This is a genomic window from Rhizobium sp. P32RR-XVIII, from assembly GCF_012641395.1.
Lineage (GTDB): Bacteria > Pseudomonadota > Alphaproteobacteria > Rhizobiales > Rhizobiaceae > Rhizobium.
In genome coordinates this window covers 268,207-284,158 of the sequence record NZ_JABAIH010000002.1, presented here as the reverse complement: position 1 = coordinate 284,158, position 15,952 = coordinate 268,207, and the positions used below count along the sequence as shown (strand labels likewise).

Here is a 15,952-nt window from a genome sequence, read left to right as displayed (position 1 = left end):
TCAGTGACCTTATTGTCTGTCCAAACGGTTTGCATTTAAAAAAGACATGGCTCCGCCATATTATATGAGAGGCCGCTTGGTTTCGCCAAGCCCCTCCCAGCCGGCAACTTCTTTCAATCCCTCGCCGTCCAGCACTTCGCAGCCACGCTCCTGCCAACGGATCAGCTTTCGTTCCGCCAATTTCTTCAACGTCTTGTTTGTGTGGACGATCGAAAGACCCAGCGTATCTGCGATATGCTGTTGGGTAACCGGAATGAACTTTCGGTCATTGAAAAGATCAAGTCGTTTGCCGCGCTCGAAAAGGAAGGCGATCAGATAAGCTGCCCGCTCCAACGCATTGCGCCGTCCAATACTCAAAAGGTGCTCGTCCAGCATCCGCTCCTCCTGTGCCGCGATCCAGGTGATATCCAAAGCCAGCGAGGGGTGCTTGTTATAAAGCGTCATCAGCTCGTCGCGCTCGAAAACGCAGAGCACGACCGGAGACAATGTTTCGACGGAATGCTGCATTTCACCGACAATCGTGCCCTGCAGGCCGATCAGATCGCCGGGCATGACGTAGTTCAGGATCTGGCGGCGGCCGTCTTCGAGTGACTTGTAGCGAAATCCCCAGCCGGCAAGGACGGTGTAAAGATGTGCGCTGTGAGCGCCTTCGACCAGGACCGTTGCCCCGGCATCTACAGCGAGCTCACCCTTCTTGAACCACGAAACGAACTCCAGCTCGTCGCGGGTAAAGTCCCTGAAATGCGGCAGCGGCCGCAAGGGACACAGCTCGCACGGAGTCTTGTATGCGTGAGTTGCTCTTGCCGTCGCCATTCCCGCCCTTGCTCTCGCAAAAATCGGCGCTCCCTCAAGGTAGCGCCGGTTGGCATGCTAATGCAAACGGTGCGGTTTTGTTCCGCCAACGGCGGAATTTTTTGGTTTGGAAACAAAGCGCTGGCTTCCAACCAGCAAAAATGTTGCCGTCCGTCAGTGCGGAAAGTCGAGCCCCATCTCGCGGAAGCGCTCGGGATCATCGCCCCAGTTTTCGCGAACCTTGACGAAGAGGAAGAGATGCACGGGCTGCTCGAGGATTTCGGAGAGCTCCTTGCGGGACGCCGAGGAGATCGCCTTGATCGTTTCGCCGCCCTTGCCAAGCGTGATCTTCTTCTGGCTGTCGCGCTCGACATAGATCACCTGCTCGATGCGAACCGAGCCGTCCTTCCGCTCTTCCCATTTTTCCGTTTCGACGTGGGAGGAATAGGGAAGCTCCTGATGCAGGCGCAGGAAAAGCTTCTCGCGGGTGATTTCGGCGGCAAGCTGGCGCATCGGCAGATCGGAAATCTGATCTTCCGGATAGTACCACGGACCTTCCGGCAAGGTCTTCGACAGATAGTCCATGACATCGCCGCAGCCGGAGCCGTTCTCCGCGGAGATCATGAAGGTCCGGTCGAAGGCGATCTTCTCGTTCGCGGCGCTGGCGAGCGCCAAAAGGTCTTCGCGCTTCACGCGGTCGATCTTGTTGAGCACGAGAATCTTCGCCTGCGGCACATCCTTGAGACCTTCCAGGATCGCCTCCGCGTCGCCACGCAGGCCACGCTCGCTGTCGATCAGCAGCATGATGAGATCGGCATCCTTGGCGCCGCCCCAGGCCGAGGTGACCATGGCGCGGTCAAGCCTGCGGCGCGGCTTGAAGATGCCGGGCGTATCCATGAAAACGATCTGCGCATTGTTGTGGATCGCGATGCCGCGCACGATGGCGCGGGTCGTCTGCACCTTATGGCTGACGATCGATACCTTGGCGCCGACGAAGCGGTTCACCAGCGTCGATTTGCCGGCATTGGTCGGGCCGATCAGGGCCACGAAGCCTGAATGCGTTTCGCCATTGGGTTCAGCGGCGACATCATGCGCCATATCGTTTTCTTCGGTCATTGTCCCGTCAATTTCCGGCAGAGGATTTCTGCCAAATGCCTTCGCGTTCCAGCATCTTCGTCGCGGCGACCTGCTCGGCCGCACGCTTCGAGCGCTCGACGCCCGTTTCCGGCTGAACGCCGGCGACTTCCACCGTCACCGTGAAGCGCGGATCATGATCCGGCCCGGTGCGTTCTTCAACCCGATATTGCGGCGTAACGCCGAATTTCGCGTGTGACCATTCCTGCAGCTCGGTCTTGGCGTCCCGTTTTGCACCGTCGGCGCGTACTGCCCGCTTCTCCCAGTATTTAAGGATGAAGCCGCGAGCGACTTCCAGGCCGCCGTCCAGATAGAGCGCTGCAATCAGGCTTTCGACAACATCGGCGCGCACGTTCAGCATGCGCTTGCCGGTGAGCTTCTTTACGTCCGCGCCTGTTCGGATGAAGAGGTGCAGGCCCAGTTCATCCGCCACGACCGCGCAGGTCTCGGCGCTGACCAGCTGGTTGAGGCGCACCGACAGCTCACCCTCCGCGGCCGTCTTGAACGTCCGGAAAAGCAGCTCGGCGACACAAAGGCCAAGCACCCTATCACCGAGGAATTCCAGACGTTCGTAATTACCGGCCTTCTGCGAGCGGGCGCTGGCATGCGTCAACGCGCGATCCAGGCGCTCCTTTTCGGCGAACTGATGGCCGATCAAAGCTTCAAGCTTTATCCGGTCCGCCGCCGAGAGCGTCTGCGCTTTACTCATTCAACAACCTTGAAGAGACGATCCCACCGCATGTTGGCCGGCCATTTCCAGATTTCGCGGAAGGAGGTGTCGTTTCCGAGGGAGAAGAAGATGATGCTGGCGCGGCCGACGAGGTTTTCCGCCGGAACGAAGCCGACATCAAAACGGCTGTCGAGGGAGTTGTCACGGTTGTCGCCCATCATGAAATAATGGCCTTCCGGCACGACGAATTCCTGGGTGTTGTCGCCGCGGGAAACCGGCGACTGGTCCAGCGTGTCATAGGTCTTACCGTCGTCCATCGTTTCGCGGAATACCGGTACGTCCTCACCCGGATCGAGCTTGTAATCGGAGGTGAAGGCGCCGTCCGGCACCTTTGGAACAGGCTTGCCGTTGACGTAGAGCACGCCTTCCTTCACCTGAATATGGTCCCCCGGCAGGCCAACGAGGCGCTTGATGTAATCGATGTCCGGGTTCGGCGGGAAGCGGAACACGACGATATCGCCGCGCGCAGGCTCGCTGCCGAAGATGCGGCCGCTGAAAAGGTTCGGCGAGAAAGGCAGCGAGTATTTGGAATACCCGTAAGCGAACTTGTTGACGAAGATGTAGTCGCCGACAAGCAGGGTCGGCATCATCGAGCCGGAGGGAATAGTGAACGGCTGGAAAAAGACCGTCCGGATCACCATTGCCAGCAACAGTGCCTGAATAATGACTTTAATATTTTCCCAAAGGGCGTTCGGCTTGGTATCGGCTTTTTCGGACACGCAGACTTGTTCCTTCACTGCCCCCGCGGGCGCATTCCTGTTGCTTCTCTCTAGCGACTTCGGCCGGTGGCGGCAATGGCACGAACATTAAAAGCGACGAGACGCCGCCCCTTACGCGCCTTCTGGCAGGGCTTCTATGATCACAAATGCCTGAGCGAGCGGATAGTCATCCGTTATCGTCAAGTGAACCACCGCCTTGTGCCCGGCAGGCAGCATGGATTGAAGCACGACGGCAGCACCCCCGGTCAGTTGTATGGTCGGCTTGCCGCTCGGCAGATTGACGACGCCCAGATCCTTCCAGAACACGCCTTGCGCCATGCCGGTACCGAGCGCCTTGGAACACGCCTCCTTGGCAGCAAAGCGTTTGGCGTAGGAGGCAGCCCGATTGGCACGCCGGTCAGACTTCGCCCGTTCAATGTCGGTGAAGCAGCGATTGGTAAAGCGCTCGCCGAAGCGTTCGAGGGATTTCTCGACGCGCCGGATGTCGATGAGATCGCTGCCTATACCGATGATCATACGCTTTCCTGCGCTGGGTGTGACAGCCGCACTCGGGCACGCTCCATCAAGCGTTCTCGGCGGCGCGACTGAAAGCCTTTGACCGCGTAGAAGGTTCCGAAATACACAATGACGGACGTCAGCAACGCAGGCGGAAGGGACCCGACAAGCATCGGCTCGAGAACCGGACGCCAGAGTTCGGTGAAATGCAATTCGTGGAACAGGGCGCCGAGGTCGATCGACTGGCCATGCATTGTATCCCGCCGCGCGAGCAGCAAGTGACCGATCTCCCACGTTGCGCCCCAGATGAACGGATAGGTCAGCGGATTGCCGAAGGCTGCGCAACCAAGTGCGGCGGCGACCATGTTGCCCGAGAAGAAATAGCTGAGCACGAATGCCATGACGAAATGGACGCCGATAAACGGGGTCCAGGACACGAAAATCCCCGCGGCAACACCCATGGCAACGCCGTGCGGCGACGCCGTCAAGCGCAAAACACGCATCGCCAGATAGCGAGCCGGGCGCAAGAACCCCTTGCGGGGCCATAGCAGCTCCCGCATCTTTTCACGCAATCCGGCTGGTTTTCTTCGGCGAAACAGCATGGCGGTTATTTAGTGCAGCACATGCCGTCATGACAAGAGCGACGAATTGACAGGCGCCGTTCAGCCGTCAAAGCTCTTCACGAATGGGCGCACATCATGCATGGCGCCCTCCCGCAGTTTTGGAAGCACAGGCCCGCGATTAGCGGCTACGGAACAGGCCCCGGTCAACCTGGCGCTGACGGTATTCGAGATCGATCCGGTCATGCGAGGCGTTGAGGTATGCGATTTCGCGTTCATGGACGCTCGGGACGCGGAGGGCGCGGGCGATTTTCTTGATGGGAGCAAACATTGCTTTGGTCTTTCTTCGTTCATTCTCTGATGACCAGAAGATAGGTGCTGCAGTGCACAATTACCAACGCGCTAAAATACGTACAGCCATGCATTCAGCGCATACATCGCCTTTCCGTCGTGCAGATGCGGTCGCGACATGATCACAAAATGTGCAAACACTTAGTCGTAGAGGCGGCGAACTGTCGCAATGCAGTCCAGATCCTTCAGTTGCGCAAGCAGCTGATTGAGCTGGCGGAGATCCCATACTTCGACATCGACAGCCATTTCAGTGAAATCTGCGGCGACCCGCACCGTGTTCAGCGACCGGATGTTCACATCGAGACCGGCAACGGTCTGCGCGACCTTGGCCAGCGTGCCCGGCTCGTTCAGCGCATTGACCAGCACACGTGCCATGAAGCGAGACTTGTTGGCCTCGTCCAGATCCCACCGCACATCGATCCAGCGATCGGGCTGATCATCGAAACGCTGCAGTGCGGACGACTGGATCGGGTAAATGGTGATACCCTTCTCCTTCTCCATGATGCCGACGATACGATCGCCAGGCACGGCGCCCGCCGGCGCGAACTGCACGGCGATATTGCTGGATATGCCACGGATCGGGCCCATATCGATCGTGGTCCCGCCGTGCGCCTCCCCTTTTTTATCAGGCACCTTGAAGATCATGCCCGAAGCGCTGCGGACATTGAACCAGCCCTCGTCGCCAACCGGTTTGACGGTAATGCGCTCGTCCTGATGATCGGGATAAACGGCGCGCAGGACATCCAGCGAGGACATCTCGCCCCGGCCGACAGCCGCGATCGCATCTTCGACGTCCTTCTGGCCGAGGCGGTGCAGCGCCGGCTTCATAGCGTCGCGGGAGAATATCTTGCCCGCCCGGTCGAAAGTGCGCTCCAGAATGCGGTGGCCGAGACCAGCATATTGCTTGCGGATCGCCATGCGTGTGGCGCGGCGGATGGCGGCCCGCGCCTTGCCGGTGACGACGATCTCTTCCCATGCGGCCGGTGGCACCTGTACGCCTGAGCGGATGATCTCGACTTCGTCCCCGTTGTTGAGGCGCGTGACGAGCGGCATGATGCGGCCGTTGATCTTGGCGCCGACCGTGGTATCGCCGATATTGGTGTGAACGGCATAGGCGAAATCGATTGGCGTCGCGCCGCGGGGCAGAGCAATCAGCTTGCCTTTCGGCGTGAAGCAGAAGACCTGATCCTGAAAGAGCTCGAGCTTGGTGTGCTCGAGAAATTCTTCGGGGCTGTCGCCTTCGGCCAGCGCCTCGATCGTATGCCGCAGCCAGGAATAGGCGCTCGATTCCCGCGAAAGAATATCGCCATCGGGCGTCGTTGCACCATCCTTGTAGAGCGCATGCGCGGCGATACCATATTCGGCGATCTCATGCATGCGTTTCGTGCGGATCTGCAGCTCGATACGCTGGCTGGACGGGCCGATGATGGTCGTGTGCAGCGAGCGGTAGTCGTTCTGCTTCGGCGTCGAGATATAGTCCTTGAAGCGGCCAGGTACGACGCGCCAGCGGGTATGGACGATCCCGAGCGCGCGATAGCAGGCCGGGACATCCTCGACGATGATGCGGAAGCCATACACGTCCGAGAGCTGTTCGAAGGACAGCGACTTCGACTGCATCTTGCGAAAGACCGAGTAGGGTTTCTTCTGCCGTCCCTTGACACGCGGATTTGTCAGGCCGTTTGCGACGAGCAGATCGCGCAGTTCGGTTTCAATCTTCTTGACCAGGCCCTCGTTGCGTTTGGAGAGTTCCTCCAGCCGCTTGGTGACGGTTTCGTAGGCCTCCGGATTGATGTGGCGGAAGGACAGCTCTTCCAGCTCATCGCGCATGTCCTGCATACCCATGCGGCCGGCGAGCGGCGCATAGATATCCATCGTCTCTTCGGAAATGCGGGCACGCTTGTCCGCCGACATATGGTCGAGCGTGCGCATGTTGTGCAGGCGGTCGGCGAGCTTGACGAGGAGCACGCGGACGTCATCGGAAATCGCAAGCAAGAGCTTGCGCAGATTCTCCGCCTGCTTCGCCTTCTTGGTGACGAGATCGAGCTTCTTGATCTTCGTCAGGCCCTCGACCAGCCGGCCGATATCCTCTCCGAAGAGCTCATCGATCTCGGCGCGCGTCGCCGTCGTGTCCTCAATCGTATCGTGCAGCAAGGCGACGGCGATGGTCGACTCGTCAAGATGCATGTCCGTCAGGATCGCGGCGACTTCGAGCGGATGGGAGATATAGGGATCGCCGCTGGCACGCTTCTGCTGCCCATGCTTCTGCATGGCATAGACGTAGGCTTTGTTCAGCAGAGCTTCATTGGCATCGGGCTTGTATTTCTGCACCCGCTCCACGAGCTCGTACTGCCGCATCATCCCCGGACTACTCCAATAAAAACAAAAGCGCGCCAATCACCGATTGGCGCACACAATGGCAATAATATGCCTTAGCAATAAAGGCGCAAGATTGACGATTGGTAATCGTCGCTCGCCTTCTTAGTAGTCGTCGCTCTTTTCCGGCGGCACGAGGCCTTCGATGCCGGCAAGAAGCTCTTCTTCCGACATCTGATCGAAAGTGATCGTCTCCGGCTGATCGTCCTGCTCCTCGCCTTCCGCAGCAGCAACACCGCCAGCGGCAATGAGGCTTGCCGGATCGGGCTCGGGCTCGTCGATCTCGACATGCTTCTGCAGCGAGTGGATCAGGTCTTCCTTCAGATCGTCCGGCGAAAGCGTTTCGTCGGCGATTTCGCGCAGCGCCACGACGGGGTTCTTGTCGTTGTCGCGATCGATGGTGATCGAGGCACCCTGGGAAATCAGCCGGGCGCGGTGGCTGGCAAGCAGAACCAGCTCGAATCGGTTCTCAACTTTGTCGATGCAATCTTCTACTGTGACACGGGCCATTGCCTGTCCTTTACGGTCGTGATTTCTGGATTGGCACGGCGATACAGCCAAAAGCCGGCGAATTCAAGTTTTTCGTGCACCACCAGTCTTCTGTACGGCATCCCGCTAAAAATTTCAGCGGTAATTCAGCAATTCCACCAGTAGTTGCTTGGAATATGCCGAATCGTGCCCTAAATCTTTTTTTATATGAATAATTCATAAATTAAGAATTATTCTCAGTCGTCAGATTAAGCCATTGTTTTTAAGCGACGTTTGGCGGATCAAATTTGGATTACTCTAATTGGATTGGGATGCGATGTTCGACCCACGCGAAAAAATTGCACTCTTCATTGACGGCGCCAACCTATACGCTGCATCCAAGAGCCTCGGCTTCGATATCGACTATCGCAAGCTTCTGAAGGCATTTCAGAAGCGCGGATATTTGCTGCGTGCTTATTACTACACCGCACTGATCGAAGATCAGGAATATTCCTCCATCCGCCCGCTGATCGACTGGCTGGATTACAACGGCTACAAGGTCGTTACGAAGCCCGCCAAGGAGTTCACCGACTCTATGGGCCGCCGGAAGATCAAGGGCAACATGGATATCGAGCTGGCGATCGACGCGATGGAGCAATCGGAGACCGTCGACCATCTCGTGATCTTCTCCGGTGACGGTGATTTTACGACGCTGGTCGAAGCGCTTCAGCGCAGGGGCCGCAAGGTGTCGATCATCTCCACGATGGCAACGCAACCGCCAATGATCGCCGACGACCTGCGCCGTCAGGCGGATCACTTCATCGACCTGCTGTCCCTGAAGAGCGAGATCGGCCGCGACCCGTCCGAGCGCCCGCAAAAGCCTGTCGAGGTCGCGCCCGTGACCGACTTCGAGGGATAATCCCCAACCGAACGCTGTGAAAGCACTGGATTAGGTTGGCGCCAGCCATTCCAGGGCGCCAGCTTACCCGTATCTTCGGCAGTTGGTGCCGCCAAAGTGCAGGGCGCGACCTTCGGCCGTTGCTGCGGTCAGCCGTTGCCCTTCAGCAGGCGGCTCTTCTGGCGATTCCAATCGCGTTCCTTCTCGGACTCGCGCTTGTCGTGCAGCTTCTTGCCCTTCGCCAGGGCCAGTTCCATCTTCGCCCGGCCGCGGTCGTTGAAATAAATTTTCAACGGGATCAGCGTCATGCCTTCACGGTTGATGCCTGCGCGCAGCCTGTTGATCTCGCGGCTCGAAAGCAGGAGCTTGCGGCGGCGGCGCGGCTCGTGATTGAAGCGGTTCGCCTGCAGGTATTCCGGCAGGTAGGAGTTGATCAGCCAGATCTCGCCATCTTCATCCGATGCGTAGGATTCCGCGATATTGGCCTTGCCTTCGCGCAGCGACTTGACCTCGGTGCCCTTCAGAACGAGCCCGGCCTCATAAGTATCGATGATTTCGTAGTTGAAGCGGGCCTTGCGGTTTTCGGCCACAACCTTCTTTACGACGCGCTGGCTGCCTTTGGGGGCCATGACTAATTCCAATTCGGCTACGGGCGCGCAAGACCGCGCCCCTTCTCTCGTCCTTATCTAGGGGAACAGCCGAAACTTGTGAAGGCGACGCAGCCGCCTTCCGCTTCGGGTCAGTTCAGAACGCCGGCGTGACGCATAGCGGCATCGATTGCCGCTTCCGTGGACGGTTCCAGCGCCGAGATCAGCGGTGAGCGTACGGTACGGCTCATGTGTTCGAGTTTCGAGAGACCGTATTTTGCGCCGCAGACGCCCGGCTCCATGAAAATTGCCTTGTGCAGCGGCATGAGACGGTCCTGGTATTCCAGCGCCTTCTTGTAATCCCCCGCAAGCGTTGCGGCCTGGAACTCGGCGCAGAGCCGCGGCGCGACATTCGCCGTTACCGAGACGCAGCCGACGCCACCATGGGCATTGAAGCCGAGCGCTGTTGCATCTTCGCCCGAGAGCTGGCGGAAATCCTTGCCGCAGGCGATGCGCTGTTCCGACACGCGTTCAATCTTGCCGGTGGCATCCTTGACGCCGACAATATTCGAATGCGCCTTGGCGAGCGCGCCCATCGTTTCCGGTGTCATATCGATCACCGAACGGCCGGGGATGTTGTAGATGTAGATCGGCAGCTTGACCGCCTCGGCGATGGCCGAGAAATGCGCGATCAGGCCCTTTTGCGTGGGCTTATTATAATAAGGTGTGACGACAAGCACGGCATCGGCGCCAGCCTTTTCGGCATGCTGGGCAAGCTCGATAGCCTCGCGCGTATTGTTCGATCCGGCACCGGCCATAACGGGGACCCGCTTTGCGGAGGCTTCGATGCAAAGTTCCACGACGCGTTTGTGCTCTGCATGCGACAGCGTCGGAGACTCGCCTGTCGTCCCGACCGGAACGAGACCACTGCTGCCTTCCTTGATCTGCCAGTCGACATGCGCGGCGAAAGCAGCTTCATCCACCTGTCCGGCATCAGTGAAGGGGGTAACGAGAGCGGGAATGGATCCCTTGAACATGCACAGCTCCTCACGGCCGGTATTGACGCCTCGGCCGCATTCCTCGAATATGGGTTGCGCACCATAAAGCGGCGAAACCGCCGCGACAAGCGCGCAGGGATCCATTTAGGGCAAATTCCGATACCAAATGTGAACGAATTTTACCGGCTTCGGTAAGGTTTCCTTAAGCAGCCTCTTGCGAGAGTTAGGGCATATTTTTCTTGCGAGTCTCCGGATGAAAAGAGCTGTCCTGATTCTCTCCGCCCTCGGCGTTACGGCCGCTGCGTGGAGCAGCATCGCATCGCCGCTTCCAGACGCGGGTGTACCAGTACCCGACGTTAAGCCGATCGGCTTCGTGCCGCAAACCTCTGCGCCGGAATCGATCATGACCGGCGCCATTCCGCGCAGCACGACCGTTGCGCCGGTCAGCGGCAACCTGAAGGCCGGATTGGACGCTCTATCCAACAAGAACCCTCAGCAGGCAATCGCGATCCGCAACGCGATGGGCAACGGCACGCTTGACCGGCATATCCTGACCTGGGCAATCGCCACGTCCGGCGCGAAGGGCGTTCCGTCGTACGCGATCGCCGGGGCGGCACAGGAACTCAAGGGCTGGCCGGGGCTCTCCAGGCTGCGCGCCTATTCCGAGCGCGCGCTCTACGATGAAAATCCTGACCCGGCGGCGGTTCTCGCCGCTTTCGGTAACACTGCACCGGAAACGACCGCCGGCGCGATTATTCTCTCGCGAGCACTGGTCTCGGCCGGGAGACAGACGCAAGCGGCAGGATATATTCGCAAAGTCTGGCGCAGCGAAGCGCTGGACAAGGCGACCGAAGACAAGATCCTGGCGGAGTTCTCCGGGCTGCTTGGCACAGCCGACCACAAAGCCCGCATGGACTACCTCATGTATCGCGGCCGGACGGCACAGGCAAAGCGCTTCGGCGACGCGGGACAGGCGCAATCGCTCTACAAGGCCTGGTCGGCCGTCGCCGCCAGCGCTTCGAATGCTGGTGCGCTTCTCAACGCCGTCGATGGAAAATGGTCCAATGATCCGGGTTATCTGTTCGCGCGAATCGAATATCTGCGCAAACAGGATAAATATGCCGAGGCGGCCAAGCTTCTGGCGGAAATGCCTTCCAAGCGCGACGAACTCGTGAATTCCGGCGAATGGTGGAACGAGCAACGCATCGTCAGCCGCGGCCTTGTCGACCAGGGCCAGTTCAAGGCCGCCTACCGCGTTGTGGCCAATCACGTCGCCACACGACCGGCGGACGTCGTTGAAGCCGAATTCCACGCCGGCTGGTACGCCCTGCGGGGACTGCAGGATCCCGCTACCGCCGAGACACATTTTCACAAGATTCTTCAGGTCTCGAGCGGTCCGATCTCCGCCTCGAGGGCTTGGTACTGGTTAGGCCGTGCCGCGCAAGCTGGCGGCCAGGGCAAGTCCAGTGAGTTCTATGCAAAGGCAGCAAGCTTCCCGAGCACCTTTTACGGCCAGTTGGCGGCCGAACAGCTGGGGCGCAAGACGCTCAACGTCTCCTATCCGTCGCCGAGCGAAGAGGACCGGCAACGCTTCCAGTCCCGCGAAGCCGTGCAGGCGATTTCGCGTCTGGAAGCCGCAGGGCATGGCTGGCGCGCCGCAAGCCTTTACCTGGCGCTGGCTGACCAGCTTCAAAGCCCCGGAGAACTGGCAATCCTCTCGGCACAGGCGGAACGTTCCGGCGACCATCACCTTTCGCTGCAAGTCGGCAAGATCGCCTACTCGCGGGGCATCGATGTCGCCGCCCTCGCCTTTCCGGTCGGCGTCATCCCTCCGAACGCGAATATCTCCGGCTCCGGCAAGGCGCTTGCCTATGCGATCGCCCGCCAGGAGAGCGCCTTCAATCCCGCCGCTGTTTCGGCCGCCGACGCCCGCGGCCTCCTGCAGTTGCTGCCCGGAACTGCCAAAGCCGTGGCCAAGCGCCACAACATCGCCTATTCGAAGGACAAGCTGACGGCGGATGCCGGCTACAACGCCACGCTCGGCGCGCACTATCTCGGCGAGCAGATCGACGCCTTCGGTGGTTCCTATATCCTGACCTTCATCGCCTACAACGCCGGGCCGAAGCGCGTGCCGGAATGGATCGGCCGCTATGGCGACCCGCGCGGCAAGTCCATCGACGAGATCATCGACTGGATCGAGCGCATCCCCTTCCCCGAAACGCGCAATTACGTTCAGCGCGTGATGGAGAACTATGAAGTCTATAAGGCGCGGCTGGGACAAACCCCGGACATTGAACGCGACCTGATCGGCGGGCGGTCGTCGTAGCCGGTTGCAATGGCTGCGACACTCAGTAGATTTCCCGGCGCAACTGCCGGGAGGTCGCGATGCATCCAGACGACAACAGCGGATTTCGAGAGAGATTCTATCGCTCGTCCGATGGGCTGAGGCTTTACGCGCGAGACTACCGCGGAACCGGCGCTGCGGAGAACTCTCCTCCGGTCATCTGCCTGTCGGGTCTCACGCGCAATTCACGCGACTTCCACGACCTTGCGCTCATCCTGTCGCAGCACCCTTTGCATCCGAGGCGCGTCATTACACTCGATTCTCGAGGCCGCGGTCGATCTGACTGGGACGACAACAAGCAGAACTACACTCTTGCGGTCGAGGCAGACGACGTGCTTGCCGCCTGCTCCGCGTTCAGGATTACCGGCGCCGCCTTCATCGGCACTTCGCGCGGCGGCCTCATTCTTCATCTGATTGCCGAGATGAAGCCGGAGCTCCTGGCAGCCGTTGTCCTCAACGATGTCGGTCCCGTACTCGAGCCGGAAGGGCTTCGGCATATTCAAAGCTATCTTGCAACTTCGCGGACACCGCGCGACTGGGACGACGCCGCCGGACTGCTTCGCGATCTGCACGAGGCGGAGTTTCCAACTCTTGCCGCCGAAGATTGGCGCGGCATGGCCCATGCCATCTATCGCGAAGTGGCTGGCCGACTGGCTGCGGACTTCGATCCGGCGATTGCCGAGGCAATGGTGGCTACGGACCTTAGCAAGCCGCTGCCGGACCTTTGGAAGCAATTTGATGCAATGTCGCATGCACCGCTCTTGGTCATCCGCGGCGAGAACTCGAAATTGCTATCGCAAGCAACGGCCGAAGAGATGGTCCGGCGGCATCTGGCAGCACGGCTGATCACGGCGAGAAACCAGGGGCATGCGCCGCTGCTGCATCTTGATAACGTGGCAACAGAAATCAGCAGCTTTCTCCTTTGACTGGGGAAAGCCTGCCAGGCTGAGAACTGCACAGACAAAAAAAGCCCGGCTCGAAAGCCGGGCTTTCCGATTTGACCGAAGTCAGATCAGATTAGAACGAACGCTGCAGGCGGAAGAAGCCGGTAACGCCATCATCGTCTTCAACGCCATTGTCATGGTCGTTGCTGATGTAGTTGACGGTGACCTTCGTCGACAGGTTTTCGACGATCTCGTAGTCGAGCGTCACACCAGCGCGCCACTGGCTACCGCTGTCGAAGTCGCCATCGGTATCGGTGTCGATGTTGTCGGTGTACTGGACAGCCGGGGTGATGGTGAACTTGTCAGTTGCCTTGACGGCGTACTGAGCAGCGATTGCCCACTCGCCGTTGTCGTAGTAGTCGCTCGGCTTGTCGGCATAAACGCCTGCAAGGCCGAGGGTGCCAGGACCGATGTCAGCGTAGAAGACCGTGCGAACAGCAACTGCTTCGCGATCGACGTCGTAGCCAACCAGGAGTTCTGCGCTGATCGCACCGAACTTGCCACCGATAGCACCGTCGATACCGATGTTGTTACCGCCGTCAATCGGAGCCAGAACAGGCACACCGTCGACGATACGCGTCTCGAAGCCCTCGGTCGTCAGCTCTTCAACAGCGATACCAGCGTAGAAGTCGCCGGAGTCGTACTGATAACGGATCGCGTTGAAGTTGGTGTTGTTGTTGATAACTTCCGTTTCACCGGAGAAGTCGTTATCCCACCAGTTGACGAACTTACCAACGCGGAAGCCGGCGATGTCCATGTAGGCTTCATCGATGATCGTCTCGTTTTCAATATCCTGGCTGTTGGCCGGGCCGTTCGGGCGGAAGTTCGCCTGGTAAACGATAACGCCAGTCAGCGGACCGTATTCGGTGTCGCTCTTAGCCGTGAAAGCGACCTGACCGCGGGTACGAGCAGACCAGTCTTCACCACCAAGGTTGTCAGCGAGATCACCAGCAGACCAGTCAACCTGGAAGCGGATGTAGCCCTGGATCTTCAGGCAGGTTTCCGTGCCCGGGATGTAGAAGTAGCCGGTGCCGTAAGCGTCGCAGACGCGAACGTATTCAACCGGTTCCGGCTCAGCAGCGACGATAGCGTCAGCGGCCTGAGCACCGGAAACTACTGCGAGAGCAGCAGCGGAGCCGAGAAGAAGGCTCTTGATGTTCATTATGACCTCCAATTCAAAGTTTCGATCGGGTCTGGGATTTTTCGCCTGAGCAGCGTTCCCTGCCCCATCCCCATGTTTCAAGAAGTCGGACGATCAACCGCCCTCGCTTCCGAGGTTGAAAATACAAGACCCCGCCCGTCACGCAATCACCAACTTGCTCGTTTGTGCTGTTTGCATCAGCCTTCACAGACCCCTGTTGCTGAAAGGCCACAAAGTTAGCAGGCACCGGTCGCAATTCTTTATGCTTTATTAATAACCGTCGATTTTGCAGGGGCTTAGCGTGGCGACATAAGTATGATGAAGGCGGTTTTGTGCCGCATTGATACCAATTTCCCGCCGGATTCGGCTACTTTCATGAACGGCGGCAGTGCCAGGCAGTCCAGCATAACAGATGCCAGCGCCCGCCGGATTCGCGGGCGATGATCGATTCTCTTCGGCTGAGTCCACGTGCGGAGATAGATTCGGCTCACGGCATGCGAGAATACGCCCGCGCTGATGCCGCGATGCAAGCCAACCTGATTCTCTGGTTGGCGAACAAAGTATCCGCCATAAATATTGGTGCACGGAATAGCGTTTCGTCTCACACAGCGCCCGGCGATCCGCTTGAGGAGCGCTGGCCACTCCTCCAGAATTCCGAGAACGCTGCTATCGATTTGCCGTCTGGGCTATGATGGCCAGGGCAATGCCAGTATCAAAGTTGCCGGAGGGGCGTCGCTACCTCATGTCAATGAAATCCCACCGAACTCCTGAGTGATGGAATATTTTTCGTCAGAAGCGCAGAAAGCTAGGTCAACAGAGTCTGCACAAATCAAAGGCTCGCTTCTAGCTTGGCAGCTTCTTGAAGAGCAGATGTCATGAGCCATATCCCTCAGATCGATTACGCGACCGCCCCCGATGAAATTGGAAAAGCACATGACGAGGAGATGCGGCGTCGCGGGCGCATGACCAATATGAAGCGGACGCTGCTGCATTCGCCGGAAGCGCATCGCATCTATGCCGAATGGTTCACGCTCAGGGCGGAGCTTAATCCCGCCATCAGCGACCGGGAAATCTGGGTCTTCTCGCATGCGATCTCGAAGACGCTGAACTCGAAGATTGCGGTCACCTTCTTCCGCCGCGCCCTGATCACCAACGGCTTCGACCCGGATGCGCTGGAGCTGACGGAGATCGAATCGCTGCTTAAACGTTTCGGTGAGGCGATCGTCGCCGATTCCAATAACGTGCCGGGCGAGATCTGGGCCGCGCTCAAGAAACGCTACGACGCCAAGGTGCTCGTCGATCTCGTCGCCTTCGCCGGCATCATGATCGCCACGGCGGTCTTCAACAATGTCGTCCAGGTCGATTTCGATTCGGAACTTGAGGCCTTCGCGGAAGGCGCCAACTGATCTTTCATCACC

Annotated in this window: 16 protein-coding genes; 4 read left to right on the top strand and 12 right to left on the bottom strand. The window is 59.0% G+C overall.

Annotated features, from left to right (window positions below; translation table 11 throughout):
- Positions 1–60: 60 nt before the first annotated feature.
- The 9 genes from HGP14_RS06365 to rpoZ form a co-directional block, all read right to left on the bottom strand.
- Positions 61–813, bottom strand: a complete 753-nt coding sequence (locus tag HGP14_RS06365) for a Crp/Fnr family transcriptional regulator (protein ID WP_168829021.1) — start codon at positions 811–813, stop codon at positions 61–63.
- Positions 814–966: 153 nt separating this feature from the next.
- Positions 967–1,908: a GTPase Era gene (gene era, locus HGP14_RS06360; RefSeq protein WP_168829020.1), complete on the bottom strand. Its 942-nt coding sequence runs from the start codon at positions 1,906–1,908 to the stop codon at positions 967–969.
- Between the two features lie 7 nt (positions 1,909–1,915).
- Positions 1,916–2,635 carry a ribonuclease III gene (gene rnc / locus HGP14_RS06355; RefSeq protein ID WP_168829019.1) on the bottom strand — a complete coding sequence of 240 codons (720 nt, stop codon included), beginning with the start codon at positions 2,633–2,635 and terminating at the stop codon, positions 1,916–1,918.
- On the bottom strand, positions 2,632–3,375 hold the full coding sequence (gene lepB / locus HGP14_RS06350; RefSeq protein WP_168829018.1) for a signal peptidase I: 744 nt from the start codon (positions 3,373–3,375) through the stop codon (positions 2,632–2,634). The genes rnc and lepB overlap by 4 nt, the downstream gene beginning before the upstream one ends.
- Positions 3,376–3,486: 111 nt before the next feature.
- On the bottom strand, positions 3,487–3,891 hold the full coding sequence (acpS, locus tag HGP14_RS06345; protein WP_168829017.1) for a holo-ACP synthase: 405 nt from the start codon (positions 3,889–3,891) through the stop codon (positions 3,487–3,489).
- The gene (locus HGP14_RS06340) at positions 3,888–4,472 is read right to left on the bottom strand and encodes a DUF2062 domain-containing protein (RefSeq protein ID WP_168829016.1); all 585 of its coding nucleotides are present in this window, start codon (positions 4,470–4,472) and stop codon (positions 3,888–3,890) included. Before HGP14_RS06340 ends, acpS begins: the two co-directional genes overlap by 4 nt.
- Before the next feature lie 139 nt (positions 4,473–4,611).
- A complete protein-coding gene (locus tag HGP14_RS06335) occupies positions 4,612–4,761 on the bottom strand; it encodes a DUF3563 family protein (protein ID WP_168829015.1) in 150 nt (49 codons plus the stop codon).
- A 161-nt stretch (positions 4,762–4,922) separates the two neighbouring features.
- Positions 4,923–7,139: a bifunctional (p)ppGpp synthetase/guanosine-3',5'-bis(diphosphate) 3'-pyrophosphohydrolase gene (locus HGP14_RS06330; RefSeq protein ID WP_168829014.1), complete on the bottom strand. Its 2,217-nt coding sequence runs from the start codon at positions 7,137–7,139 to the stop codon at positions 4,923–4,925.
- A gap of 120 nt (positions 7,140–7,259) precedes the next feature.
- A complete protein-coding gene (gene rpoZ / locus HGP14_RS06325; RefSeq protein WP_168829013.1) occupies positions 7,260–7,664 on the bottom strand; it encodes a DNA-directed RNA polymerase subunit omega in 405 nt (134 codons plus the stop codon).
- Positions 7,665–7,959: 295 nt separating this feature from the next.
- On the opposite strand from rpoZ, the gene HGP14_RS06320 reads away from it, so the two are divergent.
- Positions 7,960–8,541: an NYN domain-containing protein gene (locus tag HGP14_RS06320; RefSeq protein ID WP_168829012.1), complete on the top strand. Its 582-nt coding sequence runs from the start codon at positions 7,960–7,962 to the stop codon at positions 8,539–8,541.
- A gap of 128 nt (positions 8,542–8,669) precedes the next feature.
- Here the strand turns inward: HGP14_RS06320 and smpB are convergent, their stop codons facing one another.
- Positions 8,670–9,149, bottom strand: coding sequence for an SsrA-binding protein SmpB (gene smpB, locus HGP14_RS06315; RefSeq protein ID WP_168829011.1), 480 nt, complete (start codon positions 9,147–9,149; stop codon positions 8,670–8,672).
- 110 nt (positions 9,150–9,259) lie between these two features.
- Complete coding sequence (dapA, locus tag HGP14_RS06310) at positions 9,260–10,144, bottom strand: 4-hydroxy-tetrahydrodipicolinate synthase (protein ID WP_168829010.1); 885 nt, start codon at positions 10,142–10,144, stop codon at positions 9,260–9,262.
- A gap of 214 nt (positions 10,145–10,358) precedes the next feature.
- Here dapA and HGP14_RS06305 point away from each other — a divergent pair, with 214 nt between their 5' ends.
- Both HGP14_RS06305 and HGP14_RS06300 read left to right on the top strand, forming a co-directional pair.
- Entirely contained in the window at positions 10,359–12,431 is a 2,073-nt protein-coding gene (locus HGP14_RS06305; RefSeq protein WP_168829009.1) for a lytic transglycosylase domain-containing protein, read from the top strand.
- 59 nt (positions 12,432–12,490) lie between these two features.
- The gene (locus HGP14_RS06300) at positions 12,491–13,375 is read left to right on the top strand and encodes an alpha/beta fold hydrolase (RefSeq protein WP_168829008.1); all 885 of its coding nucleotides are present in this window, start codon (positions 12,491–12,493) and stop codon (positions 13,373–13,375) included.
- 91 nt (positions 13,376–13,466) lie between these two features.
- Here the strand turns inward: HGP14_RS06300 and HGP14_RS06295 are convergent, their stop codons facing one another.
- On the bottom strand, positions 13,467–14,555 hold the full coding sequence (locus HGP14_RS06295) for a porin (RefSeq protein ID WP_168829007.1): 1,089 nt from the start codon (positions 14,553–14,555) through the stop codon (positions 13,467–13,469).
- Positions 14,556–15,409: 854 nt separating this feature from the next.
- On the opposite strand from HGP14_RS06295, the gene HGP14_RS06290 reads away from it, so the two are divergent.
- Positions 15,410–15,940: a hypothetical protein gene (locus tag HGP14_RS06290; protein ID WP_168829006.1), complete on the top strand. Its 531-nt coding sequence runs from the start codon at positions 15,410–15,412 to the stop codon at positions 15,938–15,940.
- Positions 15,941–15,952: the final 12 nt, after the last annotated feature.

Bases quoted from the DNA above. Each gene is read 5' to 3' on its own strand.
- HGP14_RS06365 (WP_168829021.1), bottom strand. From the start codon at position 813: ATGGCGACGGCAAGAGCAACTCACGCATACAAGACTCCGTGCGAGCTG.
- era (WP_168829020.1), bottom strand. From the start codon at position 1,908: ATGACCGAAGAAAACGATATGGCGCATGATGTCGCCGCTGAACCCAAT.
- rnc (WP_168829019.1), bottom strand. From the start codon at position 2,635: ATGAGTAAAGCGCAGACGCTCTCGGCGGCGGACCGGATAAAGCTTGAA.
- acpS (WP_168829017.1), bottom strand. From the start codon at position 3,891: ATGATCATCGGTATAGGCAGCGATCTCATCGACATCCGGCGCGTCGAG.
- HGP14_RS06340 (WP_168829016.1), bottom strand. From the start codon at position 4,472: ATGCTGTTTCGCCGAAGAAAACCAGCCGGATTGCGTGAAAAGATGCGG.
- HGP14_RS06335 (WP_168829015.1), bottom strand. From the start codon at position 4,761: ATGTTTGCTCCCATCAAGAAAATCGCCCGCGCCCTCCGCGTCCCGAGC.
- HGP14_RS06330 (WP_168829014.1), bottom strand. From the start codon at position 7,139: ATGATGCGGCAGTACGAGCTCGTGGAGCGGGTGCAGAAATACAAGCCC.
- rpoZ (WP_168829013.1), bottom strand. From the start codon at position 7,664: ATGGCCCGTGTCACAGTAGAAGATTGCATCGACAAAGTTGAGAACCGA.
- HGP14_RS06320 (WP_168829012.1), top strand. From the start codon at position 7,960: ATGTTCGACCCACGCGAAAAAATTGCACTCTTCATTGACGGCGCCAAC.
- smpB (WP_168829011.1), bottom strand. From the start codon at position 9,149: ATGGCCCCCAAAGGCAGCCAGCGCGTCGTAAAGAAGGTTGTGGCCGAA.
- dapA (WP_168829010.1), bottom strand. From the start codon at position 10,144: ATGTTCAAGGGATCCATTCCCGCTCTCGTTACCCCCTTCACTGATGCC.
- HGP14_RS06305 (WP_168829009.1), top strand. From the start codon at position 10,359: ATGAAAAGAGCTGTCCTGATTCTCTCCGCCCTCGGCGTTACGGCCGCT.
- HGP14_RS06300 (WP_168829008.1), top strand. From the start codon at position 12,491: ATGCATCCAGACGACAACAGCGGATTTCGAGAGAGATTCTATCGCTCG.
- HGP14_RS06295 (WP_168829007.1), bottom strand. From the start codon at position 14,555: ATGAACATCAAGAGCCTTCTTCTCGGCTCCGCTGCTGCTCTCGCAGTA.
- HGP14_RS06290 (WP_168829006.1), top strand. From the start codon at position 15,410: ATGAGCCATATCCCTCAGATCGATTACGCGACCGCCCCCGATGAAATT.